Genomic DNA, 26,007 nt, shown 5'->3' with positions numbered 1-26,007 from the left:
AGCCCCAGCGATGGCCGCTGTCGGACTTCGAGGAGGAGATATCGACCGATGACCAAACGTTACGCCGCTACGCTCCTGTTCGCGGGAGCCGGATTGATCTCCACAACCGTCTTTGCGCAGACCCCTCCCTTCGGGCAGGCTGAAGACACCGACTACGCAGAAAAGGTCTGGTCGGCCATGGTCGACAAGAACCTTGCAGGCGACGGTGCAATCCATGCCTTCCCATACACCGGTAGCCAGCCGCATGGGGAAATGCTCGAGACCTTCTACACGAACGCCGAAATTGATGGCCATTCCGGATCGTTGATCATCAAACGCAACTATCTGGGCGAGGAAGCTTCCGATGTTCTGGTCGATCCGGGCGCTGCAATGGACTCAGTGACCGTGATGTTCAAACGCGAAGATGGCTACGACACCGAAAATCAGGACTGGTTTTACGCCAAATTTGCTCCGGACGGATCCCTGCAGTCGAATCCGCAGGGCATCCCATTGGCCGGACGTGTCGCCAAGGGCAATGCGGAAGCCGGCTGTATCGCCTGCCATAGCAAAGCGACAGGCGAAGATTTCCTCTACACGACGGACCGGTCCGACTGGTAAGCCGTAAGTGCGTGTCCTGTCCCCGGCGCGACGCGAGCGTCCGCCGGGCGGTCGAACGATCGAACGACCGGAATTTCTTCGGCGGATAGCACCGAACCCGCTGGCATTGCGCCGCATCCCCTCTAGCTCTCGTTTCAATGGTGAGCGCCGCGCAAATGAAGCTCCGCGCGTCACCGAAACTCTGGCGAATCCAAGAGGAGATGAAACATGGCTTTCGAGCTACCTGACCTTCCCTATGCCTATGACGCGCTCGGCCCCTACATGTCGGCGGAGACGCTAGAATATCATCACGACAAGCATCACAACGCTTATGTGACAAAGGGCAACGAGCTGGCCAAGGAAGCCGGCATGGACGGCAAGTCGGTCGAAGAAGTCGTCAAGGCCTCGCACGGATCCAACCAGCCGCTCTTCAACAATGCCGCTCAGCACTACAACCACATTCACTTCTGGAAATGGATGAAGCCGAATGGCGGCGGCAAGAACCTTCCGGGTTCACTAAAGACCGCATTCGACCGCGACCTCGGCGGCTACGACAAGTTCAAGGCTGATTTCGAAGCCGCCGGCGCCGGTCAGTTTGGTTCGGGCTGGGCTTGGGTCGCGGTCGAGAACGGCAAGCTGGAGATCATGAAGACGCCGAACGGCGAGAACCCTCTGGTTCACGGCGCGACGCCCATCCTCGGCGTCGATGTATGGGAGCACTCCTATTATATCGACTACCGCAACGCTCGTCCGAAATACCTGTCGGCCTTTGTCGATAACCTCATCAACTGGGAACATGTCGAAGAAATGTATCGCCAGGCAACGAACTGACCCAACGTCGTTCGTATGATACTAGAGGCCCTGCCGTTACCGCTGGCGGGGCCTTTTCTTTGGGAGCATTGCAGGTCTCGGATCACGAAGACGTCATGACTTGTCATCCCGGAAGAATTGCCGCACCGGCAAACGCTTTTATCTTCTTCCTGTGATGTTCCAACCTCGGAGGCCCGATCGACCTATGCGAATTTCCTCCTTCCGCATCTCAACATCCATCCTTGCAGCCGCGAGCATGCTCTTTGCTGCAAGTGCCGTCGCGCAGAACACTGCCCCCATAAAGGAGCGACAGGAACTGATGGAGTCGAACGGTGACTCCGCCAAGGCGGCGAGCGCCATGATCAAGGGCGAGCAGCCATTCGACGCCGCCAAGGCTAAGCAGATTTTCAATGACATCCACGGCGTCGCCATGAAATTTGGCGACTACTTCCCCGAGGACTCCAAGACCGGCAACGAGACCGAAGCCGCTCCGGCCATTTGGGAACAGCCCGAGGAATTCGAGGCCGCGCTGACTAAGTTCCAGGAGGAATCTGCCACAGCGATGGAAGCGAGTGTGGAGGACCTAGAATCCTTTCGGCAGCAGTTCGGCATGGTCGCAGAGAACTGCAAAGGCTGCCACGAGGACTTCCGCATCGACGACGACTGATCCAGTCACATCCGAACTCCGGCCGATCGCCGCGTTTGGAGGTCGGCCAACCCTGCTCGAGGCTCTTCGGGATCATCACGAATGATGGCTGTAGCGCGGGCATTCTCCCTTGAGTGAAAAGCATCGTCGCCGAACTCTATGAAACGCGCCCTAATCGCCTTTCTTACGGTCGCCCTCGTAGTAGCAGGTGTGGGCTGGCTCCTTACTGCTCCTTCGACGCTTGATGCGGCAATTCTTCCGAACCCCAAGACGGGCAATGCCGAGCGAGGCGAACTCGTTTTCTGGGCGGGGGGTTGTGCATCTTGCCATGCCGACGGGGATGCCGAGGAAGAGGAGAAGTTGCGACTCGGTGGCGGCGATCCAATCGAGTCAGATTTCGGAACCTTCTATGCCCCCAATATTTCACCCGATCCTGACGCTGGGATCGGGAACTGGAGCTTCACCGATTTCGCGAACGCTATGAAACAGGGCGTCTCACCTGACGGCCAGCACTATTATCCGGCGTTCCCCTATTCCTCTTACGCCCGCATTTTGGATCAGGATTTGGCTGATCTTTGGGCGTTCTTACAGACGCTTCCTGCCGTTGCTGACGCGGCGCCCGACAACGAAATTCCCTTCCCCTTCAACATTCGCCGAGGTGTTGGAGTCTGGAAGTTCGCCTTTCTTGACGACGCGTCCGAGCCGATCGTTGCCCTTCCGGAGGATGCCGGGGAATCGGCCGGACGCGGTCGCTATCTCGTCGAGGCCCTGGGGCACTGCGGCCAGTGCCACACCCCTCGATCATTCATGGGTGCGGGCGGGATGATTGAGAGCAAATGGCTAGCAGGCGGTCCAAACCCCGACGGCGACGGCCGCATTCCCAACATAACCTCTTCCGAAGCCGGTGTAGGCTCCTGGTCCGAATCCGATCTCGCCTACTATTTCGAGAGTGGCTTCACGCCCGACTTCGACTCCGTCGGTGGCTCGATGGTGGACGTGCAGGAGAACCTCGCGCAATTGCCTGCCGCAGACCGCGAAGCGATCGCCGCCTACCTGAAGGCAGTACCGCCGATTGGTGCCGAGGCAGAATGACCGCGATCATAATAAGTCGCGTGGCTATCCAACGATACGGGTGAAACCCCGACACGGCGACTATTCCGTCCATATGAACGAAAACTCCGTGTTACGCCGCTGAGGCCGGCGCCTCTCCGCTTATAGTCGGCTTCCACTTTTCAAGCTGCAGACCGGCGCGCCAGTAATAGCCTAGCGGATCGCTCGACGCATAAGGGCAGGTCGCTGCTTCACCGTGCAGGAAGTAAGCCTTGCGCCCCTCCCGCCAAGCTTTACTCTCCAGGAACGCCTTCTCGATCGTCGCTGCCAGACGCACCATTGTCATCGCCCAAGCCTCCTACCACCAATGAAAATATTGGTAGGTAGCCAAGCTTTCGCGAAGCTGCTCTTTCCTTTGGGTTTGTTTCGAAGAACTGCGAAAGATAAGCGACAGAGATGACGATCCTCTTCGGAATGTGGGCCGTCATCGCACAGACGTGGAGGGAGATGCGGAGGGACCAGGCGCGAGCCTGGCACTCGATCCTTTACGCATCGGCTAGCGCGCCTCGCCCGCCAATCTCTCCACCTCCGGGGCTCCGGACGGAAGGCGGCTCGCCAGCAAGGCCAGTGTGAGGAAGAGAGCGATCTGGACGCTGAGAGCGGCTTCGAAGCTTGCTTTGTATGTCTCCGGCGATGACGAACTGCCGAGGACGCCGAAGAAGATCTGTCCGAGGACTGCAACGCCAAGGGCGCCACCGATCTGCTGAAAGGTCTGCAGGGCACCTGATCCAGAACCCGCGTCTCGGTTATCGACGACGGTCAGGATCGTTGCGAAGAGCGGCGCGACCGTGATGCCCATGCCGAGGCCGGCGAGCACCAAGGGAGCGGTGAACGCCCAGTGGTCCGTCGTCTGGTCGACGCCCGAGACCACCGTGAGCAGATAGATCATCCCGCTCGCCAGAATGAGCGGCCCTGTGACCAACCGTGCCTTCGCATAAGCCGAACCGAAACGCCCGGAAACGAGCGAGGCGATGAAGACGCCGACGGAGAACGGCGTTGTCGCAAGCCCCGATTCGAGCGGCGTGAACCCGAAACCGACCTGCAGGAAGATCGCCGTCACGAAGAAAAAGCCGGGTATTCCGGCAAACAGCGTCGCGGTCATCGTAAGGCCGAGCAGGAAATGGCGATTCGTGAGAAGGCTTATCGGCAGAAGCTGCGTTTTGTTCATCCGGGCACGTCTGGCCTCCCATTTCACGAAGGCAGTGGCCATGGGCAGGCTCGCGGCCATCATCGCGAAGCACCACCACGGCCAGCCGAATTCGCGGCCTTCGACGAGCGGAAAAACGACCGTGAAAACGGCGAGCGCGGCGAGCGCCACACCGCATAAATCCAACGGCTCATAATCGCCGCGCCGGGTCCGCGGGATCAGCCGCCAACCCATGACCAAGGCGAAGAGGCCGATCGGGATGTTGACGAGGAAGATCGGCCGCCACTCGAGCCCGTAGATGTCGGCCGCGATCAGGGCGCCACCCGCAAGAGGGCCGGTGACAGCGGCCATGCCTGCAGTCACTCCGAACAGCGAAAAGGCAAAACCTCGTTCCTCACGTGAGAACGTGACCTGAACGAGCGCGAGTACTTGCGGCATCATCATTGCGCTCGACAGGCCCTGGACGAAGCGCGACGCGATGAGGAGACCGATGGTCGGGGCGAGGCCGCAAAGCGCCGAGCCGACCGTGAACCCGGATATGCCGATCAGGAACATCCGCTTGCGTCCGACAATATCACCGAGCCGCCCGAAGGGCAGAAGTCCAAGGGCGAACGAAAGAATATAGGCTGCAACGACCCATTCGATTTCCGCGCTTGATGCGCCGAGGTCGGCGGTCAGGCTGGGCACCGCCACGTTCACGATCGTCACGTCGACGAGATTCATGAAACCCGCGAGCAGAAGCACCGCGAGGATGATCCAGCGGCGCGGGTCGCCTTCCAGGCTATCTTTGTTCTCAGCGGTCGTCGTCAACATAAAGGCCTTTCCTCGTCCTTCGCGGGCGAAAAACGAGCGCCGCTCGTCACCTGAACGGCGGCGGGAAAGCAAAGGGGACGGGAGTGGCTTCAATCTGCCTACGGTTCAGATCGTCCCGGTCATCTTCAGCGCGAAGGCGTAGATATAGGCGACTTCTTCGAGCTTGGTGAAGCGTCCAGAGGCGCCGCCATGGCCGGAATCCATATTGGTACGCAGGATGACGGGATTGTCGTCGGTCTTCATCGCCCTGAGCCTGGCGACCCATTTCGCCGGCTCCCAGTAGGTGACACGAGGGTCGGTAAGGCCGGCGAGCGCCAGGATCGGCGGATAGGCCTGCGCTTTCACGTTGTCGTAAGGGCTATAAGCCGCGATCACCTGATAGTCTTCGCCTGACAGGATCGGATTGCCCCATTCGGGCCATTCCGGCGGTGTCAGCGGAAGGGTGTCGTCCAGCATGGTATTGAGGACGTCAACGAATGGTACGACGGCGACGATCGCACCAAATGTCGCGGGCGCCATGTTCGCGACTGCGCCCATCAGCATGCCGCCCGCCGACCCGCCATGGGCGACGATCCGCCCCTCGCTCGTGAAGTTCTCCGCCACGAGATGATTGGCGGCGGCGATGAAGTCGGTGAATGTGTTCGCCTTGTTCTGCCGGCGGCCTGCTTCGTACCACGCGAACCCCTTGTCCTTGCCGCCGCGGATATGCGCAATGGCGTAGACGAAGCCACGATCGATCAAAGAGAGCGTGTTGGTGCTGAACGAGGCAGGGATCGATATTCCATAGGAGCCGTAGCCGTAGAGTAGGCAAGGTGCCGAACCGTCGATCGGCGTATCCTTGTGATGTACCACCGAGACAGGCACCAGTTCGCCATCCTTTGCCGGTGCGAAGATGCGCCGCGCTACGTAATTCTGCGGGTTGTGGCCGGACGGCACTTCCTGCGTCTTCAGGAGCGTCCGCTCGCGGGTCTCGACATTGTATTCGAAGGTTTGCGCCGCCGTCGTCAACGACGAATACGAGAATCGGATGACGTCGGTGTCGTACTCGTAGGTGCCGATGAGGCCCAGCGAGTAGGCTTCTTCATCGAAGGCGATTGAATGCTCAGGCCCGTCGGTCGGATCGGGGCTGCTGTTGAATTTCTTCACGACGATGCGTGGCAGGCCGTCACGCCTCTCCAGCCAGACGAGATGCCGCTTGAGTGCCATATGACTGATGATGAGCCTGCCCTCTTCATGAGGGACGACGTCCACCCATGCGGAACGCTCTGGTTTGTCCATCGGTGTCGTGACGATCTTGAAGTCGCGCGCGCCGTCGGCATTGGTGCGAATGTAGAGGCAGTCTTCTCCCTCATCGACATCATATTCGATGCCTGTCTCCCGCTCGGCGATCAGCCGCGGTTCTGCTGCCGGGTTCGAGGCCGGGATCATCCAGCATTCGGACGTCTCGTGATCATGAATGTCGATCAGCACGAGCCGGCCGGACTGGCTCTTGCCGACGCCCATGAAGAACCCCGAATCGGTCTCCTCGTAGATCAGGCGGTCCTCGTCCGGATCGCTGCCGAGCGCGTGGTAGAAGACCTTGCTCGGTCGGTGGTTTTTGTCGAGCCGAGTGTAGAAGAAGCCGCGTGAATTGGACGCCCAGGCCGCCGCGCCGCTTGTGTCCTGGATCACCGTACCAGTGTTTGCGCCTGACTCGGCATCGCGGATCGCCAGGAGATAATACTCCGATCCCTTGTCGTCATAAGACCAGGCAAGCGTCGTGTGATCCGGCGAATGGGTGACGCCGCCCATGGAGAAATAGGACCGATCCGCCGCCTCGCTCGGGCCGTCGACGAGGATATGCGGCTCGCTCGATGTTTCTGCGCCACGCCGGTAGCGTACGAACCGCGGATATTCCGCGCCGGCCTCGTAGGCGACGCCGTAGGAGAAGTCGCCATCGGGCGCGGGTACGGACGAATCGTCTTCCTTGATGCGTCCGCGCATCTCCGCGATCAGCGCCTCGCGCAATTCCTTCGTGTCGCCCATCACCTCTTCGGCATAGGCATTCTCCGCTTCCAGATGAATGCGGATCGACGGATCGAGGACGCTCGTATCCTTGAAGACATCCTGCCAGTTCGCAGCTCTCAGCCAGGCATATTCGTCCGATCTCGCAATACCATGGCGCGTATCTCGCTCGATAAGGCGTTCGGCCGTGGGCGGACTGGGGAGATTAACGGGCATCAAACTCGCTCGGGACTTGACGGAATGTCTGGGAGCCGGCGGCACGAACGCACCGCCAAAGGCGTGAGGGGGCACGATAGCCGATTGGGCGCTTCGAGCAAAACTCGGGCCATGTCGCACACTACGAAGTCGTGAGGAGGTTTTGATTCCGCGTTCGAACCGAGTGCGCTTTCACGGCCGCTATGGCTTGCCCCGAGCGGACACGGTTTCTATGAAGAAACGGATCGATGCGTTTGGGCGACCGGATGCAGGACTCAAGGAGGGATGGGGCGCTGATGGATCAATTGAACGGCTTCGTCTCCGACTTCGGCTATGTGGCATTGATCCTGCCCTTTCTCGCAGCCGCTGTCGCGCCGCTCCTCACTTCGGTCCTCAAATCCCATTCCACCTGGCTTCTAGCGCTAGCACCGGCCGCCGCTTTCGTCATTTTTTTGCGCGGCATCTTCGAGATTGCCAAGGGTACCGTGCATCGCTGGGGGTTCGAGTGGATCCCCAGTTTTGACATCGCCTTTTCGTTCCGCCTGGACGGCCTTTCGATGGTGTTCGCGCTGCTGATCACGGGGATCGGCACGTTCATCATCCTTTATTCCGGTGGTTACATGAAGGGCCACAAGGATCAGGGCCAGTTCTATTCCTTCATGCTGATGTTCATGGGTTCGATGCTCGGGCTCGTCGTCGCCGATGACCTCATCACGCTTTTCGTCTTCTGGGAACTCACCTCGATCACCTCATTCCTGTTGATCGGCTTCGACCATACTCGGGAGAAGGCGCGGCGGGGAGCTGTCCAGGCATTGGTCATTACTGGCGGCGGCGGCCTAGCGCTTCTCGCAGGCCTCATCGCCATTCGAGAGTTGCATGGCCTCACCTCTCTCAGTGATATTCTCGAAGCGGGCGACGCCTTGCGCGAAAGCCCGTATTATCTGGCGGTCCTGATTCTCGTTCTCTGTGGCGCCTTCACGAAATCGGCGCAAATGCCCTTCCACATCTGGCTTCCGAACGCGATGGAAGCGCCGACGCCCGTCTCGGCCTATCTGCATTCGGCCACCATGGTGAAAGCCGGCGTCTATCTGCTTCTCAGGATGCATCCTGCGCTGGGCGAGACGACGCTTTGGATGACCATTTTACCGATCTTCGGGGCGATCACCCTAGTCGTTGGTGCGCTGCTGGCCGTCCGCGCGAGCGACATCAAAATAACGCTCGCCTACACGACTGTCGCTTCCCTCGGGCTTTTGGTCATGCTGATCGGTGTCTCATCGGAGACCGCGATCATTGCGGCGACGCTTTATTTGATCGCCCACTCGCTGTTCAAAGGCGGGCTTTTCATGGTTGCCGGCTCGGTGGACCACGGTGCCCATACCCGCGAAATTCACCGGCTCGGCGGGCTTGCGCGGCACATGCCGATTACCTTCGTCGCAGCACTACTTTGCGCACTCTCCATGGGCGGTATCACGCCTTTCGTCGGCTTCCTCGCCAAGGAAGAGATTTACCACGCGCTCGAATACGGCGATTTCTATCACGTCGCTCTGCTGATCGCGGCGATCGCGGGCAACGCGCTGATGTTCGCCGCCGCTTTCATAGTCGCGCTGCAACCCTTCGTCGGCACCAAGCCGCAGCATATCGACCATCCGCATGAGAGTGGTCTCAGAGTCTGGCTGGGGCCGCTGGTGCTCGGTGCACTGTCGCTCGTCGGCGCTCTCTACTACGGCGTCTACCACGAGCTCTTTTCTTCCCCGATGGCAACGGCCTCCTACGGCGAGGCGGTGGAGATCGAGATCGGCTGGGTGCCGCATCTCAATCTCGCATTCGCGCTCTCCTGCCTGACGATCGTTCTGGGCGTAATAATTTATCTGGCCTCAACGCAGATCCGTCAGAAGCTCGCCCAGTTCCTCGCTGCGATCGGCTGGGGACCGGACTATGGCTTCGACCAGGCGATGCGTGGCCTCGTACGCCTGGCTTTTGGCGTCACGCTGATCGTCCAGCCGGGCCGGCTCGACTACTACATGACGACGGTCATGATTGCGCTCGTTGCCGCACTGTTCGGTTCGATGTGGTGGGCGGATGGTTTCCCAAGTGTTCCGGAACTCCCCGATCTCCTGCCCTATGAGTGGATTATCCTCGGCCTGATCGTCTTCGGGATCCTCGCCGTGGTTGTCTCCAGAAACCGCCTCCAAGCAATCGTTTCTCTCGGCATCCAGGGTTATGCCGTTGCTTTCATCTTCATGCTACAAGGCGCGCCCGATCTGGCATTCACGCAGTTCATGGTCGAGACCCTCTCGGTCGTCATCCTCGCACTTGTGATGACGCGGCTGAAGTTGTCGCCGAGCGACCATCGTCCGCTCGCACAGAAACTGCCTGACGCGACCATCGGCGTTCTGGCCGGTATCGGCTTCGGCCTCTTCCTTCTCGCGGTTGTCCAGAGCGATTTCGATCGCAGCCTCTCTGATTTCTTCGAACGCTACAGCTACGCCATCGCACACGGGCGCAACATCGTGAACGTCATCCTCGTCGACTTCCGCGGCATTGATACGATGGGTGAGATTGCGGTGGTCATGACTGCCGGCCTAGCGGTGCTCGCCCTTATCCGCATCCGGGTCGGCCGGCGCGGCATCCGAACGAACGATCCCATGGAGGTAACCCCATGAGAACCATCATCTTCCGCTTCACCGCGCCGTACCTGACGAGCCTGATGGTGCTGTTCTCGATTTTCGTGCTGCTGCGCGGCCACAACGAGCCTGGCGGCGGCTTTATCGGTGGCCTCATCGCAGCTTCGGCCTTCGCGATATACGGCATTGCGTGTGGTGTCGCGCCGGTACGAAGGGCCTTGCATTTTCATCCGATGGCCATTGCGGCGGCCGGGCTGATGCTTGCGGTTCTTTCAGGCGTCCTTTCGCTCTTGATCGGCGTCGAATTCCTCACCGGATTATGGGCATTCCCCACATTTCTTGGCACAGAGGTGGCACTCTCGACGCCACTGTTCTTCGATATTGGGGTCTATCTCGTCGTCGTCGGTGCGATCTCGTCGATAGCACTCGCCCTTGAGGAAACGGAGACCGACTGATGGAGATCGCGCTTTGCTTCGTCGTTGCCGCGCTCTTTGCGGTGACGGTCTATCTCATCTTGTCCAAACACATCATCCGCATGCTGCTGGGTGTCGTGCTCCTTGGCAATTCTGTGAATCTTCTGATCTTCACCAACGGCCGCATCCAATCGATCGTCCCGCCAATCATTCCTGAAGGTCTGGAGGTGCCGGGTGAGATGATCGCAAACCCGCTGCCCCAAGCGTTGATCCTGACAGCGATCGTGATTTCCTTTTCTTTCTTCGCCTTCCTGCTCGTCCTCTCCTATCGGGCGTTCCAGGATCTCGACACGGATGACACCGACGAGATGCGCATCGCCGAACCCGAGGACGAGGGGCTGCCGCCCCTTGGTTACTGACGAAAATGGCTGCTGACCCTTCACTCGAGGCCTTGAAGGCCGAAGCGATGACCCAAGGCGCTGTGCCGTTGATCGATTACTCGGTCATTCTGCCCGTCGCGATCTGCTTCATATTCGGCGCCGGGCTCCTGATGATGCGCAAGAGCATCCGCTGGCATCCGCTCATCGCTTTGCCGGGGCTCGTCCTGCTCTTTCTGGCCGATTTGACATTGCTCTATCGGGTCGCGACGCAGGGTACGGTGACGATGATGATGGGTGGATGGCTGCCGCCTTTCGGCATTGCCTTCACTGCCGATCTCATGGGTGCGCTCTTCCTGGCTGCGTCCGGTTTTGCGGCGCTGTGCTGTGGCATTTATGCGGTGGCGAGCATCTCGAAGGTAGAGCGGCGTTACGGATTCTTTCCGCTCTTCTTCATCATGATGGGCGGCGTTTCCGGCTCCTTCATCACTGGAGATGTCTTCAACCTCTATGTGTGGTTCGAAGTCTTTTTGATCGGCTCGTTCGGGCTCTTGATTCTTGGCTCCCGGCACGAGCAGCTCGACGGCGCGACAAAATACTGCTTCCTCAATCTCGTCGGCACGACATTCTTCCTGATCGCGACCGGCTATCTTTATGGGATTTTCGGCACTCTCAACATGGCCGATATCGCCCAGAAGGCGGCCGAGACCGACAAGACGGCAATGCTCTTCACGCTGGCCGCGCTTTATTTCGTGTCCTTCGCCATGAAGGCGGCGGCCTTTCCGCTCAATTTCTGGCTTCCGGCATCCTATCACACGCCGCGTTTCGTCGTATCCGCGCTGTTTGCGGGCCTCCTCACGAAGGTCGGCATCTATGCCGCGATCCGCATCAATCTCATGCTCTTCCCACCCGAACGTGCCGAACTCAGCGCCGTATTCGCGTGGGTAGCCGCTCTCACCATGCTGGTCGGTGGCCTCGGTGCTCTTGCCCAAACGGATCTGCGTCGGCTTCTCAACTATGTCGTGATCGCCGGGATCGGCACGATGTTCGTTGCCCTGGCAATGCCCGTTCCAGATGGAGATGCGGTTCCCAGCTCGCTCTCGGTCGGGCTATCGGGCACGATATTCTACGCTCTCCATTCGATCGTCGTGATGACGGCGCTCTATCTCGCTGCCGGTGTTGCGGCACATTTGACGGGGACATCTTCGTTGCGCGAGATGGGCGGGCTCTGGCGGAGCAATCCGCTCTTTGCGGCGGTGATGCTCATCCTACTATTCGCCGTCTCTGGCCTGCCCCCCTTCTCTGGATTCTGGCCCAAAGTCGCACTCGTACGAGCTTCGATTTCCGGCGATCTCCCTTGGCTCGCGGCAATGGTCCTCGTCTCCGGTTTCCTCCTGACGATCGCCAGCGCCCGTGTCTTCGCTCTTGGCTTCTGGCGTCCACTTCCGCCAATCGCTGCGGCTGACAGGAAGGTCGAACCTGGCGGCGTTGTCGAGGAGAAGTTCCTAGCGGCCGGACCGGACCGGGCACTGTCTGCGATCCCGCTCTTCGCGCTTACCGCCTTCGTCATCGCGGCAGGCGTGTGGCCACAATGGCTCTTCGATCTGACGGATGGCGCTGCGGCGGGCATTGTCGACCCAAGCGGGTACATTTCGTCTGTGTTCGGGGACGCGCCATGACACTTTATCTCATCAATCTCGTTCTGGCGCTGGTCTGGGTCGTCGTCACCGGCTCTTTCACGCTGATCAATCTGGTTTTCGGCTTCATTCTCGGCGCCTGTGCACTCTACCTGATCCGTGAACAGGTAGGCGGGGCCGGCTACATGCAGCGCGGCTTTTTGATAACCAAGCTGTTGCTGTTCTTCCTGCTGGAACTGATGAAGTCCGCCTGGCGGGTCGCGATACTGGTGCTCAAGCCGAAGATGAACCTGAAGCCTGGCATCTTCGCGTATCACCTGCGCGCCGACCGGGACTTCGAGATAACGCTGCTCGCAAACATGATTACACTCACGCCCGGAACGCTCTCCGTCGACGTCTCAGAGGACCGCTCGACGCTCTACGTACACGCCATCGACTGCTCTGACCCCGAAGGAAACCGCCGCGATATCGCGACCGGCTTCGAACGAATGATCCTGGAGGCCTTTCGGTGATGATCGAAGAATATGCGAAACTTTTCTACGAATACGCGGTCGACTTCGGTCTCGTGCTTCTGGGCCTGTCGTTCCTGTTGACGACCGTTCGCATCATCATCGGCCCGACGCTGCCCGATCGTGTGCTCGGCCTCGATATGCTGACCAGCGTCTCGATCGGCTTCATAGCTTTGATCGGCATCAACACGGGGTTCACGCTCTATGTCGATATCGCGATCGCTTTAGGTCTGGTCGGGTTTCTGGCGACAACCGCATTCTCACGTTTCATCCTCGCGCGAGGCCAGAGCGGCGACGAAGACAGCCTGGAGTCCCTGCCATTCCGCGATCCGCAGGGTAAGTCTTCGCACGGGACCAGAGGAGAGTGGGGTCGGTGACCGCGTTTTATCACATCGTCGAGGGGTTACTGATTGTCGGCGGATCGCTCTTTATCGCGCTCGCCGCGCTCGGTCTCGTGCGACTTCCCGACCTCTACACCCGCATGCATTCGGCTTCAAAGGCCGGGTCGGTCGGGGCCAGCCTCCTGCTCCTTGGCCTTGCGATCAATTCTGAATCGCTGCCCGAGACTTTGCGCGCCATCGCCGCGATCGTCTTCTTCCTCCTGACCGCGCCGATTTCCGCCCATCTTCTTGCGAAGGCATCTTACACCGTTGGCTACAATCTCTGGCCGGGTTCGGTTCTCGATGAGATGTCGAGGAGTAAACCGACCCCTGGTGCAAGCGTTGCCGAAAGTCGTTCCCAACAGGAATTTTATACCGGCAAGGCGCTGGAACCGGCCTGGCGGCGGGAAAAGCGAATTGCGCCACCAAAGTGGAGCGATCTGAGGAAGAAATGAGAGGCCTGGTTCGAGCCAGCATCCAGTTTCTTGCCTCGCTTGTCGGTGCGAGCGGCGTTGCATTCGCGGCCTATGCATCGCACGGGACGGCTGATCAGGCGCTCGCAGTGCCTGCGGCCGGTATTCTGCTCGCGCATGCGCCCGTGCTTCTCGCGCTATCGATCATGGCGGACCGCTCGCCGGGTCCGATCGGGTCGATTGCGTTTATGATGACCATCGGCCTCGTCCTCTTTTCCAGCGATCTTGCCGCTCGCATCTGGCTTGGAGATCGGCTCTTCGAGGGAGCTGCACCCGTGGGAGGCGGCGCGATCATTCTTGCCTGGCTGATTCTCGCAGTCGAAGCGATTTTTTCCGCAGCCACCGCGCGGCAGGATCGCACAATGGGTGAACGTAGGTCCGAAACGAAACATCAAGGAAAGAAACGTGTCGCGCGCTTTCAGTGAAACCCTGTTTCGGGGAAAGACAGTCGTCGTCACGGGCGCTGGCCGTGGGATCGGTGCCGCGGTTGCCGCTACCTTCCTTGCCTGCGGAGCGAGGGTGATTGCGCACGTCGGTCGAAGCCTCGATCAAGTCGAGGCCGATCTTCTCGAACGGGTCCCGCCCGGGGAGCGCGAACGGCTTTCGCTCTTTACGGGTGACCTTTCCAAGCCTGACTCTGGACGCGCGCTTGGGGAACAAATCGCAGTCGAAGCGAACGGTCCCATCCACGCCCTCATCAACAATGCCGGCACGATGGAGGGCCGTTTCAAGGCCGCGAGCGTGACCCGCGCCGAATTCGACCGCGTCGTTGACCTCAACGTGCGCTCGGTCGTGGAATTGACGACGGCCCTGCTCGGGCCGCTGAAGCAGGCCAGGGGGGCGGCGATCGTGAACACCTCCTCGATCTCGGCAACCGTGGGCGGCTCCCCAGGTTCATCGCTTTATTCGGCTTCGAAGGCATTCATATCCACTTGGACGCGGGCGCTCGCGCGCGAGCTCGCGCCCGACCTGATCCGGGTTAACGCGGTCTCTCCCGGCACCATCATGACGGATTTTCACCGTCGCTATTCGTCCGAAGAGAAGCTCGCCAAGACTGCATCTTCCATCCCGCTCGCACGCCTTGGCGAGGCGGATGATTGCGCACCTGCCTACATCTTCCTCGCGGCGCCCGAGCTCTCCGGTTACGTCACCGGTCAGATCGTCGAGATAAACGGCGGCCAGTTCATGGGCTGAGCGCCCCCTGAATGCGCGTTATTGTGCCGCCTGCTTTAACGCCGCTTCCGGCACCTCGTACTGCGGGACCGTCATCTTCGGCGGTATCCGGAAATGCAAATAGCTCGGATCGAACTCCGCGATTTCAGAGAGTCGCTTCCAGTCCATGATTGTCAGCCAGGAGCGGTCGCGATCGACGAGGCCTTTCTGTTTCAAAGTCTGGAGCGTCCGATTGACCGTGACGACAGTCAATCCGAGGGCGTCGGCGAGTTCGTTTTGTGTCAGAGGCAGATGGTAGCGATGACCATCGCCGAGCCCCATGGCTTGCAGACGCATGGTCAGTTCGCACAGCAGATGAGCGGTCCTCTGAGTGCCGGACATCCGGCCTAGCGCGACGATCCATTGCCGGAAGATCGAGCCGTCGATCAAGGTCTCACGCCAGAGGGCTGAGGCGATATTGGGTCGCTCCATGCAGAGATTCCAGAGCGCATCGTGCGGAATCAAGCCGATCTCGCTGCGAACCGTTGCTGCGAAGTTGTGGTCCAGCGAGTTGAATTTCAGGCTGTGCAGGTCTGGAATGTCACCCGAGACATGAAACGCCGTAATCTGGCGCTTACCCCCGCGCATGAACTGGTAGCGATGGGTAAAGCCGTCGAGAAGCAGGCAGCAATGATTTATTTCTTCGCCTTCCACAGCAATGTCCGTTCCCGCTTGAACGGTCTTTGCGGTAATGGGAAGGGCCTCTAAGGCCTTCCGGTCGTCCTCGTTCAACGATGCGACCAGATCGAGCCTTCTGATGAGCGCCCGGGCGAGCGCGTCCATTGTCGAACCCATGGTGTCGCCGATCAATTGCCCTTTTGAAGTTTACCTCGAAGCGCCGAGCCGAGTGCCACCGTCCCTCTGCAGCAAATCGACCGAACGAAATTTCGTGAGCATTATGGTGGCAAAAATACGGTGGTTTCAATGTTCGAAGCCGTACGATGGAGCGTTTGCCAAGTAAGTATTGGAACTTTCTGAGAAAAGGTCGGTAGGCCGAAGTCTATCCTGAAGGTCGCCCTCTGGCTTGGCACCGTTATAGGTAATGTCAGCTCCGCGAAAGTAGATGAACGCAACCGATCTCGCCGCCGCCGCCGCCCACCTCCCTGACCTCTTCCGCCTCCTGTCAGTTGTCCCGCCCGGTGCGATGCTCGGATACGGGAATGTTCGGCAAAAATATGCTCCGATAGCCAGCAGTATATCTGCGGCAACCGGTTCAGGTCGCGCGGAGTTCGGACAGTTTCCGTTCGGCGAGCGCAATCCAGTAGCTGGCTCCGTAGACGATCGCTCCGTCGTTGAAGTCATAGTGAGCGTTGTGAAGCGCGGCGCTGTCACCGTTTCCGACGAAAACGTAAGCACCTGGTTTCTCGTCCAGCATGTAAGCGAAGTCCTCGCCTGCCATCAGCGGCTGGGCCGCATCGTCGACTTGGTTTATGCCGACGACGTCAGAGGCGACTTCGGCGCACAGGGTGGTCTCGGCGGCATCGTTAACCGTCGGCGGATAGCTGCTCCGCCACTCCACCTCCGCGCTCGCGCCGAAGCTTGCTGCAATCCCTTGGGAAAGTGCGCGGATGCGCTTCTCCGCATACTCCCGCAAGTGCGGTCGGAGGCAGCGTACAGTCCCAGAAAACACCGCCTCGTCCGGAATGACATTGTGTGCGAAGCCAGCGTGAAATTCAGTCACCGAGACGACCATGCTGCCGAGCGGATCGAGATTCCGCGACACGATCGACTGCAGCCCCTGCACGATCGCGCTGGCGGTGACGATTGGATCGACCGTACCGTGTGGTAGGGCAGCATGTCCGCCGCTGCCGCGTACCGTCACCTTAAAGATATCTACAGCGGCCATGATCGGCCCGGGACACATGGCGAACCGGCCGACCGGCAATCCAGGCAGATTGTGCATCCCGTAGATCTGCGACATGGGAAATCGCTCGAACAGCCCGTCATCGATCATGGCCTTACCGCCCGCGCCGCCCTCTTCGGCAGGCTGGAACACGACCGCGACAGTACCCTCGAAATTCCGAGTGTCGCAGAGAACTTGCGCGGCGGCGAGCAGCATAGTGATATGCCCGTCGTGGCCGCATGCATGCATCAGACCCTTGCGGTTTGAAGCATGGTCGACGCCCGACTCTTCGAAGATCGGCAGCGCGTCCATGTCCGCCCGAAGCCCGATCATCGGACCGCCGTCGCCGCTGCGACCATGGATCAGTCCGACAACCCCCGTCCGGCCGATCTCTGTTTCAACCAGGTCGCACCCGAACGTTTTCAGCTGCTCACTCACAAAGGCTGCAGTGTCGTGCACCTCGTAAAGCAATTCAGGATTGCGGTGCAGATGCCTGCGCCAATTGGAGAAATCCTGTACGTTCTCGGCTATTCGATCGTTGAGGGGCATGGAGCCTCGAACTGGATGAGGAGTCATGAGGGCGACTGGAACGGAGATATGCGAACCTTTCCGCAATGTCTTCCCATCTGTGCCATTCTTGCGTCACATCGGTAAATTAACGGCGAGTGATCCATTATCACGGATACGTGTGGCGCGATTGCAAGGGTCGCATTAAACGAGCCGGTAAGCAGGCTCCAGAGTCATGAGGTTCGCGGTTGAACGCATCGCTTTTTTCAGGAACGAAGATTTTTCTGGCCGCTCTTATTTCAGCCGGCCTGATGACGACCGGTTTTGCCGTGCCAAGCTTCGCGCAGTCGGAAGATGACGAAGCCACAGCCCAGGTAGACCAATCGACAAAAAAGGGCGAAGAAGCCGAAGCGACCGAACCCGAAGATCCGAAGACAACACTCGCTTCGATCGTTGTCGATCTGGAGACCGGCAAGGTGCTTTCCCAGTCGAACGCGACTGAGCGACGGTACCCTGCCTCGACCACCAAGCTTATGACTGCCTATCTCGCCATGAAGGCTGTCGAAGTCGGGTCGATGGATTGGGACACGCCTGTTGTCATGACCCGACAGGCTGCCAATGAGGCCCCGTCCAAGCTCGACATTCCGCCTGGATCGATAATGCGGCTCGACGAGGCGGTTCGGGCACTGCTCGTCAAGTCGGCGAACGACGTGGCCACGGCCGTCGGCCAGACGCTCGGTCACGGCTCGTCGGAGACATTCGTCGCGATGATGAACCGCACCGCCGGCCTCATCGGCATGCGTGATACCCAGTTCATCAATGCGCATGGCCTGCCCGGTGAAGGACAGCATTCGAGCGCGAAGGATCTTGCGATCCTCGCGATGGCGATTCGCGAAGAGTTCCCCGAATACAAGGATTGGTTCGGCACCGAAGCCATCGTCTTCAACGGCAAATTGATGAACAACGGCAATAAGCTGTTGGGTCGATACGACGGGGCGGAGGGTATGAAGACCGGTTACATCTGCGCCGGTGGTTTCAACCTTGTGTCCGCGGTCACCCGTGACAATCGTACGCTGATTGCGGTCGTTCTCGGCGCAAACGGCACTATCGAGCGCGAGACCCTGTCGGCCGAACTATACGAGACTGCCTTCAAGGCCGATCTGGACGCGAACTACAAGACGGTCAAGGAATTGCCAATCGTCGGCGATGGGAAGGTAACCCTCGACGTCTCGAACTATATCTGTTCGGGCGAAGGGCGCACGGCTCGAGCGAACGATCGCGTCGCCGACCGGCGAGACAAGAGCCTTGTATACGGCTCGCCGCTCCTGCGAGACATGGGCCGTTCGCCGAAGGCAATCCGCGTATCGCTGGGCGGCGCGGCCGCCGGCGAAGACTTCACCGCGGGCATTTCGCTGATCGAAAATTACGGCATTCCGCTCCCGCGCTTTCGTCCCCCGCAGCCTCAGGACGCCCAGAACCTTCTCGCCGCTGCTGTCCTTCGCGAAAGCGTCGACGAACCGGGCAGCGAGGTGGAGGCCGGCGATCGTACCGAGCCTGCTGACAAGTCATCGGCAGAAGAGGCGCCGCCTGCTGTCGAAATCGATGGTGAACCCGCTCCCGGTATGCCGGTCCCGCAGTTCGCTTCGCGTTGAAGTCTTCGGCTATGCTATGATGGGCATTGCAACGAGCACGGTCATGATCGCTTGCCACCCCCGCGGTCGACGCCCATCTTCGCGGCATGACCGAACTTCAGCCATCAGCAGCTAGAACCGCCTCTCCGATCCGCCTCACGCTCCTGACCGGATTTCTAGGTGCCGGCAAGACGACGGTTCTCAACCGCCTTCTGAGCGAGCCGTCGGTCACCGATACCGCGGTGGTCGTCAACGAATTCGGCGAGGTCGGGATCGATCAGATGCTCGTCGAGGCCGAGGTCAGCGATGGGCTGATAGAACTTTCCGACGGCTGCTTGTGCTGTTCGGTCCGCGGCGAACTGGTCGAAACACTCGAACGCCTTGCCGATCGGTCTCGAAAGGGTCGCACGCTTTCGCGCGTTGTCGTCGAGACGACCGGCCTTGCCGATCCGACGCCGATCCTGGCCGCCATTATGACCCACCCGGTCCTCGTCGAGGCATATGCTCTGGATGCGGTCGTCTGCGTCGTCGACGCCGTCAATGGCGAGATGAACCTGTCCGAACGAGTGGAAGCTGCCCGACAGCTTGCTGTCGCCGACCGCATTGTCCTGACCAAATCGGATCTGGCTCCTGCAAATGAGGAGAGGCTTCGCAGAACGATCCGAGCCGTGAACGCACATGGCGAGGTTGTCGCGATGAACGACGCCCGCTCGCTGGCCGATCGAATCCTCGATTGCGGCATATCGAAGATGGACGGCAGCCTAGGCGACCCAGCCGACTGGCTAGGCCACAGCCACGCTGTCGGAAGCGACCATGATCACCGACATCGGCACGGAAGCGTCCGTTCGATGGCACTGGTACATGACGCGCCGATTCCGGAGCAAGCGGCCTTCGCTTTTCTCGAAATGCTCGGCAGTTTCGAAGGCGAAAGGATTCTCAGGATGAAAGGCATCGTTCTCACTCTCGAGCACCCCGAACGTCCGTTGGTCCTTCATGGCGTGCGCGGCTATCTCCACCCGCCGGCTCGGCTTCCGGCATGGCGTGAAGATGCGAAGTGTCAGTCGCGGCTCGTGATTATCGGCGAGAACTTGAACGAGCCACGCGTCCGCGACCTTTTCGCGGCGTTTACCGGCGGGGCCCGCACCGACGCACCGGACCGCGTTGCCATCGAGGACAATCCGCTCGTCATTCCTGGAATGAGCTTCAACTGACTGCGTCGAAAGGGCAATCGATTGGTGCGGGCGGCCCGCCCGCCTCGATGACGAACCAAAGCGTCTCGCCGTCTCGCCCGCTCTCGATCAAGCGATGTTTGGAGCCGGCGACGAAGTGTGGCAGATCGATCGCCGCCATCGGATCGTCGGCGAGAATCCGTACCTGTTTGCCGGCAGGCGCTCCGTTCAGCGCCTTGCGTGCCTTCAGCGTGGGCAACGGGCATTTCAGCCCGGTGAGATCAAGATTCCACATCGCTCTGCTAGAAAACGTCCCGCCTTTTCCGCAACTTCGCACCGTCTATATCAGGATCCAGGGCTGAACCCGAGACCTGGAGGGTACGAACGTTCGATGAACAACTATGTGGTCGCGCCGGACACCATCGTCGAATTCTGGTGGGATGCGGGGTCCGAAAAGTGGTTTTCGAAGGATGAAGCGTTCGACGAGACCGTTAGAAGCCGGTTTCTCGATATTTACGAACAGGCGGCCGAAGGTCATCTCGATGACTGGATCGAGGAGCCGACTGGCGCGCTCGCTTTGGTTATCCTGCTCGACCAATTTCCGCGCAACATGTTCCGTGGAACACCCCGAGCCTACGCGACAGACGAGAAAGCTAAGAAGATCGGGCTTGTTGCTCTAGAACGGGGTGATCACGAGACGGTCTCGGAGGAGATCAATCAGTTCCTCGCGATGCCGCTGATGCATTCTGAAGATCTGGTAGACCAGGACGCCTGTGTGATGTGGATGGAGCGCGTCGGCACGGAGCAAAACATAGAATATGCAAAGCATCATCGGGATATCATTGCCCGTTTCGGGCGCTTTCCCCATCGAAATGCTGTCCTCGGGAGGCAATCGACTGAAGCCGAAATGGACTATCTCCGCGAAGGCGGGTACTCAGGCTAAGTCGCAGTCCTTACGCTGTTCGGCAGGGGAACGTCCGTGAAATCTTAAGCCTTATCTGCGAATTTTTGGCGAAACCATTTTTGTCTTCGCATTGACCAAGGCCCAAACCAGCCCGATGTCCGCCATCCAACTTGCAACTCAGAAAGAACTCGCGGATCAACCCGCTGATCTAGAGAAAGGGATCCGTCCGACACCGCGCCTGGAAGTATCGGCTGGACTTGCCTATCCGGGCCGCAGCGTTTCGATCTACGAACCGAGACATGCGTTCGGCCTTATTGACGAACTGATCCATCTCTCCGAACGCTCGATCGAGCGCAATATCTTTTACGATCCGCGCTTTCTTGTACCGGCGATGCCGCGCCTTGAGGATCGACGTGTCCGCCTCATGGTGATCCGCGACGAGCGTGCAGATCGCAGCCGGCTTCGCCTGCTCTTGCCATTCTCAGTGGAACGGGTCGGCCTTTTTGCCCGCGTACAGGTCATGCGCGTTTGGAGCCATCCGTTCGGTCCCCTCGGTACACTGCCGCTCGACGGCGACGATCCGGTCGGCACATTGAAGAGCCTCGTCACGACACTCGCGGGCTCCGAGCTCGAGTTTCCCGACATCCTCGTCTTTCCGGACGTTCGGATCGAGGGAGGCATGGCTGCGGCAGTGAAACAGTGTGCAGACGAACTTCACCTGCCGATCAAGGTTGTCAACCGCTTCTCCCGAGCTGCTCTGACACCTGGCGGGGGAGCCCGTTATGCGATTCAGGCCAATCTTTCTGGCAAACGCCTGCGCGAACTGAAACGTGGTCGGCGCCGGCTCGAAAGCTTCGGCTCGGTAAAAGTTGAGATAGCCCGCGAGGCAAATGCATTTCGCATCGCGCTCGAGGACTTCTTCATCCTCGAAGCGTCTGGTTGGAAGGGGAGGGCCCGAAGTGCGCTAACGAGTGACCGCTACCGCGCCGCTTTTGCGCGCGAGGCGCTGAATGCATTGGCCGAGAAGGACCGGGCGCGAATCTTCACCCTGCGGCTCGATGGAGAGGCGATCGCCAGCATCGTGATGCTGGTCGATGGCGGCGATGTCTATGCATGGAAAAGTGCATATGACGAGCGCTACGCTAAGACTTCGCCCGGCCAACAGATCGTAGCGGAAGCAACGCGAAGCCTGCTTGCCGACCCGACCATTCGCCGAGCTGATTCCTGTGCGATGCCGGATCATTTTGTCATGAACCGGTTCTGGCGAGACCGATTGGAGATCGGCACAATTGTCTTGGGTCTCAAGCAGGAGGCCGGTGCTGCGGTCGATGCAGTGGGTCGTTCTATCGAGCAATCGAAGCGAACGGCCAACCGCGTTCGCCTCATGCGCGAAGCCATTCTTTCGACCTTCGGCCGCTAATTTCCCTTCTGCTCACATTTTCGAGGCCTTGGGGAGCGAAAGCAGGCGGTTCCCGTTCACGCAATATCGTTATCAGACGGACCGCAACCTCATGAAAATGCTCGCGATGACCTTGGCTGTTCTTCTTCTCGGCGCTAGCGCCATGGCGCAGGATGCTTCCCAGGCCGAAGGGGAAGCCAACGGTTCCGCAGAGGCGCGGAGCGATCAGCCGACGCAGCCAGCCGGCGAGCGGCAGACGGCGGCGACCTCGCAGGTGCTTATACCGGTTGAGAACGAGAGGACCCCGATCCCGGCGCTCAACCTCATGGCGGGTCAGATAGCGGAGATGAGCGTCATCGGATCAGACGACGAGGAGATCGGCGGGGTCGCAGAGGTGCTTGGCGACCGAAATGGCGTTCCCCAGGCGGTCGTCATCGAAGTTGGCGGTTTTCTCGGGCTCGGCGAGAAGCGCATCGTACTCATGCTGAACCGGCTCTCGCTCGATCTTGGACGGCTCCGGACCAGCATGACTGCCAACGAACTTAGCGAGCTGCCCGAATTTCAAGGCTGACCGCCTCCTGAGAAACGAAGCGCTTGATCTTCGTAAATCTGCAGGACCGCTATCCTTGGACGGACTGCAGCAAACTTTGTCCCGTCTCACGCTAGATACGGCCATGACACCGCAGCGCTGTCTATGAGGTGCTGCGTGGGGTCCCAGTCTATTGTTTCTGCCGACTTACTAAAATTGAAGGCTTAACCGCGATTTAACCGTCTGCTTGCAGGTTGCATTGCGAATTGCATGATCCGGATGAAGAACCGAGGCTTGTACCCGAGTGAGCCCGGTCTGTCGGTGTTGCAAGTTGGGAGCCAGTCTCCGGTGTATTTCAGAGTGTTCGACTGCTGGCGCTTCATCGCAGCCATGCTCATCATGACCTACCACTTCCTCTTCTGGGGGCCCGCGGGTTCCGAGATCGCGATCGAATATCTCTTCAGACTGCTGCCGCTTCTCGACATGTTCTTCATGATCTCGGGCTTCTTCATCACGAGCCGCTATACAGACAGCCTTCAGACCGTAGCGGACTACACATCGTTTCTACGCCGACGGGTCGCTCGCCTCTACCCGCTGCACCTCCTGACGACGCTCTTCTTCGTCTGCGCGGCAGTATACGGTTGGTCCATCAACGCCCCACATTACCCGTGGGCACTCGATCTCCAGAGCTTGCCCTACCACCTCCTAGGAATACACGCGCTCGGCTTGACGCCGGATCTGGCACTCAACTACGTGTCCTGGTCGGTGAGTGCGGAATTCTTTTCCTATGCTCTGTTCCCGGTAATCGTCCTCGCCGTGCGAAAGCGAGGTATTCTCGGTCTCTCGGCAGTAATAGTCACCTATCTCGTTGGCTTGGAATGGGTTAGCGCTATGGGTGTTTTCCCAAGCGGCCACTGGACGTCCGCCGACTCTTTCGGTGCCTACCGGGCTTTCTGCGACTTCATGATCGGCGGACTCCTCGCACGCATCGTCGCGAGCGAAACACTCAAGGTCGACACCCCGTATCTTGGGATCGCTTTCATGGGGCTCGCCGTCACCTGCATGCTGACGCTCCAGCCTTGGTACGTCATCTTCGCTCTGCTTATTCTCTCGCTGCTTACGAGCTCGCTCGCCGAGGTGCAGAACCCGCGATCGACTGAGGCCCTTGCCTTCGCAATGCCGGTGACCGCTGCTGCTTTTGGTATCTATATCTGGCATCCGGTGTTCGAGTTCATCTTCTTGCGTGCGATCTGGGACCGCTGGCTTGAAACGACTGGATGGATCAGCTTTTACGTTTTCATGGTGCTGCCGATGCTGATCACCATCGTCGTTGCGGTCGGGTCTTTCCGGTTACTCGAACCGGCGATGGCCAAGGTCATCGAGGGGGCGAGGCCCGCCGGAAGCGCTCGCCATAGAGCCGTTCACGCGCCCTGAATGTATCTGCTTGGGCATTGCTGAACCCGAATTGGCCGAACTTCGTCGCGTGGGATTGCTTCACCCGGCCTGTATGAAATCTTCGAGTCCTGTGGTAACGCCACCGAAACATTCCTAAATCGGAACCCAACCGGGGTCATTGAAGTCGTAAGCCATGGCGAGAGGCGATATCGACTCGAATTGGCTTGGGTAGGGCGGAGATTTTTCGAACGAAGCCTTCGGCGTTTTGAGCGCCGGGCGGATGTCCATGAAGGACGGACGATCACCATGAGGCGACATCCGGTTGGCGGACCGGAAGCAGCGCCCGGGGTCGCGCCGTCGTAGCAGTTTGGAAGTGTGAATGAAGGCCGATTACTACGAGACGCTCGGCGTTTCCCGCAATGTGGACGACAGGGAGCTCAAGAGCGCATTTCGCAAGCTCGCCATGAAATACCATCCTGACCGCAACCCCGGCGATACCGATGCCGAAGCGCGGTTTAAGGAACTGGGCGAGGCGTACGAAGTCCTGAAGGATCCGCAAAAGCGCTCGGCTTATGATCGCTTCGGCCATGCCGCCTTCCAGAATGGCGGCGGCGGGGGTGCCGGTGGCTTCCGCGGGGACTTCTCCTCGTCGATGGCCGACATATTCGACGATATCTTTGGCGAGATGATGGGCGGCCGGGGCCGGGCTCGTCAATCCGGCGGCACATCTGGCCGTGAGCGCGGATCGGATCTTCGCTACAACATGGAGATCAGCCTTGCCGAAGCTTTCAGCGGCAAGACAGCCGAGATCTCCGTACCGACGACGATCCAGTGCGACGTCTGCACCGGCAGCGGTGCCAAACCGGGTACGACGCCGTCATCATGTCCGACCTGCGGCGGTGTCGGTCGGGTCCGTGCGGCTCAGGGCTTTTTCTCGATCGAGCGCGCTTGTCCGACCTGCCAAGGCCGCGGATCGGTCATCACCGACCCCTGCAACAAGTGCGGTGGCGACGGTCGCCTGCCGGAGGAGCGCACGCTTCAGGTCAACATCCCGGAGGGCATCGAAGACGGCACGCGCATCCGCCTTGCTGGCGAGGGCGAGGCCGGTCTTCGCGGTGGTCCCGCCGGCGACCTCTACATCTTCCTGTCGATAGCCCCTCACGAGTTCTTCCAGCGCGAGGGCGCCGATCTCTACTGCAGCGTTCCCGTTTCCATGACCAAGGCCGCGCTCGGCGGTGCCTTTGAGGTGCAGACGATCGACAACGGGACGGCACGCGTGAAGCTTCCGGAAGGGACCCAGACCGGCAAGCAGTTTCGCCTGAAAGGCAAGGGCATGCCTGTGCTCCGCTCGCCGCAGACGGGCGATCTTTTCATTCAGGTCATGGTCGAAACGCCGCAAAATCTGTCGAAACGCCAACGGGAGCTGCTTGAAGAATTCGATGAGATCGGCTCGAAAGACAACTCGCCGCAATCGAATGGCTTCTTCTCGCGTATGAAAGATTTTTTCGAGAACCTAAGCGATTGATTGTGCATCGTTTCAAAGTCGACCGCTGGGAAATAGGGGCGGACGCGAGCCCGCGACGACGCCGATTTTTCTACAATCGCGGCCAATACCCTATATGAACGGCGGTCACCGCCGGCATCGGCCTTCAACTTGCTAAGAGCAGGGACATAGAGAGTACATGTCGCTATTGGAGCCACTGT

General features: G+C 59.7%; 26 protein-coding genes. 20 read left to right on the top strand and 6 right to left on the bottom strand.

What is annotated here, in order from left to right:
- Positions 1-48 precede the first annotated feature (48 nt).
- From FP2506_RS09795 to FP2506_RS09780, 4 genes are all read left to right on the top strand, one after another.
- A complete protein-coding gene (locus FP2506_RS09795) occupies positions 49-597 on the top strand; it encodes a cytochrome P460 family protein (protein ID WP_007067307.1) in 549 nt (182 codons plus the stop codon).
- Between the two features lie 207 nt (positions 598-804).
- Positions 805-1,407 (top strand): superoxide dismutase, encoded by a 603-nt coding sequence (locus tag FP2506_RS09790; protein WP_007067306.1) that lies wholly within the window; start codon positions 805-807, stop codon positions 1,405-1,407.
- Positions 1,408-1,561: 154 nt separating this feature from the next.
- Complete coding sequence (locus FP2506_RS09785; protein ID WP_148227678.1) at positions 1,562-2,053, top strand: cytochrome c; 492 nt, start codon at positions 1,562-1,564, stop codon at positions 2,051-2,053.
- 138 nt (positions 2,054-2,191) lie between these two features.
- On the top strand, positions 2,192-3,124 hold the full coding sequence (locus FP2506_RS09780; RefSeq protein WP_007067304.1) for a cytochrome c: 933 nt from the start codon (positions 2,192-2,194) through the stop codon (positions 3,122-3,124).
- A 91-nt stretch (positions 3,125-3,215) separates the two neighbouring features.
- Here FP2506_RS09780 and FP2506_RS09775 read toward each other — a convergent pair whose 3' ends face one another.
- The 3 genes from FP2506_RS09775 to FP2506_RS09765 all read right to left on the bottom strand — a co-directional run bounded on the left by FP2506_RS09775 (position 3,216) and on the right by FP2506_RS09765 (position 7,322).
- Positions 3,216-3,428, bottom strand: a complete 213-nt coding sequence (locus FP2506_RS09775; RefSeq protein ID WP_040489074.1) for a hypothetical protein — start codon at positions 3,426-3,428, stop codon at positions 3,216-3,218.
- 210 nt (positions 3,429-3,638) lie between these two features.
- Positions 3,639-5,102 carry an MFS transporter gene (locus FP2506_RS09770; protein WP_148227529.1) on the bottom strand — a complete coding sequence of 488 codons (1,464 nt, stop codon included), beginning with the start codon at positions 5,100-5,102 and terminating at the stop codon, positions 3,639-3,641.
- Between the two features lie 105 nt (positions 5,103-5,207).
- On the bottom strand, positions 5,208-7,322 hold the full coding sequence (locus FP2506_RS09765; protein WP_007067301.1) for a S9 family peptidase: 2,115 nt from the start codon (positions 7,320-7,322) through the stop codon (positions 5,208-5,210).
- Between the two features lie 275 nt (positions 7,323-7,597).
- Here FP2506_RS09765 and FP2506_RS09760 point away from each other — a divergent pair, with 275 nt between their 5' ends.
- The 9 genes from FP2506_RS09760 to FP2506_RS09720 are packed head-to-tail and all read left to right on the top strand — an operon-like array spanning position 7,598 to position 14,908.
- The gene (locus tag FP2506_RS09760; RefSeq protein ID WP_007067300.1) at positions 7,598-9,964 is read left to right on the top strand and encodes a putative monovalent cation/H+ antiporter subunit A; all 2,367 of its coding nucleotides are present in this window, start codon (positions 7,598-7,600) and stop codon (positions 9,962-9,964) included.
- Complete coding sequence (locus FP2506_RS09755; protein ID WP_007067299.1) at positions 9,961-10,380, top strand: Na+/H+ antiporter subunit B; 420 nt, start codon at positions 9,961-9,963, stop codon at positions 10,378-10,380. Before FP2506_RS09760 ends, FP2506_RS09755 begins: the two co-directional genes overlap by 4 nt.
- Positions 10,380-10,757, top strand: coding sequence for a Na+/H+ antiporter subunit C (locus FP2506_RS09750; RefSeq protein WP_007067298.1), 378 nt, complete (start codon positions 10,380-10,382; stop codon positions 10,755-10,757). Before FP2506_RS09755 ends, FP2506_RS09750 begins: the two co-directional genes overlap by 1 nt.
- A gap of 5 nt (positions 10,758-10,762) precedes the next feature.
- A complete protein-coding gene (locus FP2506_RS09745) occupies positions 10,763-12,394 on the top strand; it encodes a Na+/H+ antiporter subunit D (protein WP_007067297.1) in 1,632 nt (543 codons plus the stop codon).
- Positions 12,391-12,864 (top strand): Na+/H+ antiporter subunit E, encoded by a 474-nt coding sequence (locus FP2506_RS09740; protein ID WP_007067296.1) that lies wholly within the window; start codon positions 12,391-12,393, stop codon positions 12,862-12,864. Before FP2506_RS09745 ends, FP2506_RS09740 begins: the two co-directional genes overlap by 4 nt.
- The gene (locus FP2506_RS09735; protein WP_007067295.1) at positions 12,864-13,238 is read left to right on the top strand and encodes a cation:proton antiporter; all 375 of its coding nucleotides are present in this window, start codon (positions 12,864-12,866) and stop codon (positions 13,236-13,238) included. Before FP2506_RS09740 ends, FP2506_RS09735 begins: the two co-directional genes overlap by 1 nt.
- Positions 13,235-13,696 carry a monovalent cation/H(+) antiporter subunit G gene (gene mnhG, locus FP2506_RS09730; protein WP_148227528.1) on the top strand — a complete coding sequence of 154 codons (462 nt, stop codon included), beginning with the start codon at positions 13,235-13,237 and terminating at the stop codon, positions 13,694-13,696. The genes FP2506_RS09735 and mnhG overlap by 4 nt, the downstream gene beginning before the upstream one ends.
- Positions 13,693-14,139, top strand: coding sequence for a DUF423 domain-containing protein (locus FP2506_RS09725; protein WP_007067293.1), 447 nt, complete (start codon positions 13,693-13,695; stop codon positions 14,137-14,139). The genes mnhG and FP2506_RS09725 overlap by 4 nt, the downstream gene beginning before the upstream one ends.
- The gene (locus FP2506_RS09720; protein ID WP_007067292.1) at positions 14,120-14,908 is read left to right on the top strand and encodes an SDR family NAD(P)-dependent oxidoreductase; all 789 of its coding nucleotides are present in this window, start codon (positions 14,120-14,122) and stop codon (positions 14,906-14,908) included. Before FP2506_RS09725 ends, FP2506_RS09720 begins: the two co-directional genes overlap by 20 nt.
- A gap of 18 nt (positions 14,909-14,926) precedes the next feature.
- Here the strand turns inward: FP2506_RS09720 and FP2506_RS09715 are convergent, their stop codons facing one another.
- Positions 14,927-15,736 (bottom strand): Crp/Fnr family transcriptional regulator, encoded by an 810-nt coding sequence (locus tag FP2506_RS09715; protein WP_007067291.1) that lies wholly within the window; start codon positions 15,734-15,736, stop codon positions 14,927-14,929.
- A 403-nt stretch (positions 15,737-16,139) separates the two neighbouring features.
- Entirely contained in the window at positions 16,140-17,318 is a 1,179-nt protein-coding gene (locus FP2506_RS09710) for a M20 aminoacylase family protein (protein WP_007067290.1), read from the bottom strand.
- A gap of 206 nt (positions 17,319-17,524) precedes the next feature.
- Between FP2506_RS09710 and FP2506_RS09705 the strand changes: the two genes are divergently transcribed.
- On the top strand, positions 17,525-18,928 hold the full coding sequence (locus FP2506_RS09705) for a D-alanyl-D-alanine carboxypeptidase family protein (protein WP_007067289.1): 1,404 nt from the start codon (positions 17,525-17,527) through the stop codon (positions 18,926-18,928).
- Positions 18,929-19,014: 86 nt separating this feature from the next.
- A complete protein-coding gene (locus FP2506_RS09700; RefSeq protein ID WP_007067288.1) occupies positions 19,015-20,118 on the top strand; it encodes a CobW family GTP-binding protein in 1,104 nt (367 codons plus the stop codon).
- Here the strand turns inward: FP2506_RS09700 and FP2506_RS09695 are convergent.
- The gene (locus tag FP2506_RS09695) at positions 20,111-20,371 is read right to left on the bottom strand and encodes a sulfurtransferase TusA family protein (RefSeq protein ID WP_007067287.1); all 261 of its coding nucleotides are present in this window, start codon (positions 20,369-20,371) and stop codon (positions 20,111-20,113) included. The genes FP2506_RS09700 and FP2506_RS09695 overlap by 8 nt on opposite strands.
- 96 nt (positions 20,372-20,467) lie before the next feature.
- Here FP2506_RS09695 and FP2506_RS09690 point away from each other — a divergent pair, with 96 nt between their 5' ends.
- The 5 genes from FP2506_RS09690 to dnaJ all read left to right on the top strand — a co-directional run bounded on the left by FP2506_RS09690 (position 20,468) and on the right by dnaJ (position 25,828).
- Complete coding sequence (locus FP2506_RS09690) at positions 20,468-21,019, top strand: DUF924 family protein (protein ID WP_007067286.1); 552 nt, start codon at positions 20,468-20,470, stop codon at positions 21,017-21,019.
- Positions 21,020-21,134: 115 nt separating this feature from the next.
- On the top strand, positions 21,135-22,400 hold the full coding sequence (locus tag FP2506_RS09685) for a GNAT family N-acetyltransferase (RefSeq protein WP_007067285.1): 1,266 nt from the start codon (positions 21,135-21,137) through the stop codon (positions 22,398-22,400).
- Between the two features lie 106 nt (positions 22,401-22,506).
- Positions 22,507-22,950, top strand: coding sequence for a PRC-barrel domain-containing protein (locus FP2506_RS09680; protein ID WP_187289038.1), 444 nt, complete (start codon positions 22,507-22,509; stop codon positions 22,948-22,950).
- A gap of 306 nt (positions 22,951-23,256) precedes the next feature.
- On the top strand, positions 23,257-24,342 hold the full coding sequence (locus FP2506_RS09675) for an acyltransferase family protein (RefSeq protein ID WP_187289037.1): 1,086 nt from the start codon (positions 23,257-23,259) through the stop codon (positions 24,340-24,342).
- A 340-nt stretch (positions 24,343-24,682) separates the two neighbouring features.
- Complete coding sequence (gene dnaJ / locus FP2506_RS09670) at positions 24,683-25,828, top strand: molecular chaperone DnaJ (protein ID WP_007067281.1); 1,146 nt, start codon at positions 24,683-24,685, stop codon at positions 25,826-25,828.
- Positions 25,829-26,007: the final 179 nt, after the last annotated feature.

The organism is Fulvimarina pelagi HTCC2506 (assembly GCF_000153705.1).
Lineage (GTDB): Bacteria > Pseudomonadota > Alphaproteobacteria > Rhizobiales > Rhizobiaceae > Fulvimarina > Fulvimarina pelagi.
The sequence above is the reverse complement of the archived record's forward strand: the minus strand, read 5'-3'. Positions and strand labels throughout refer to the sequence as shown.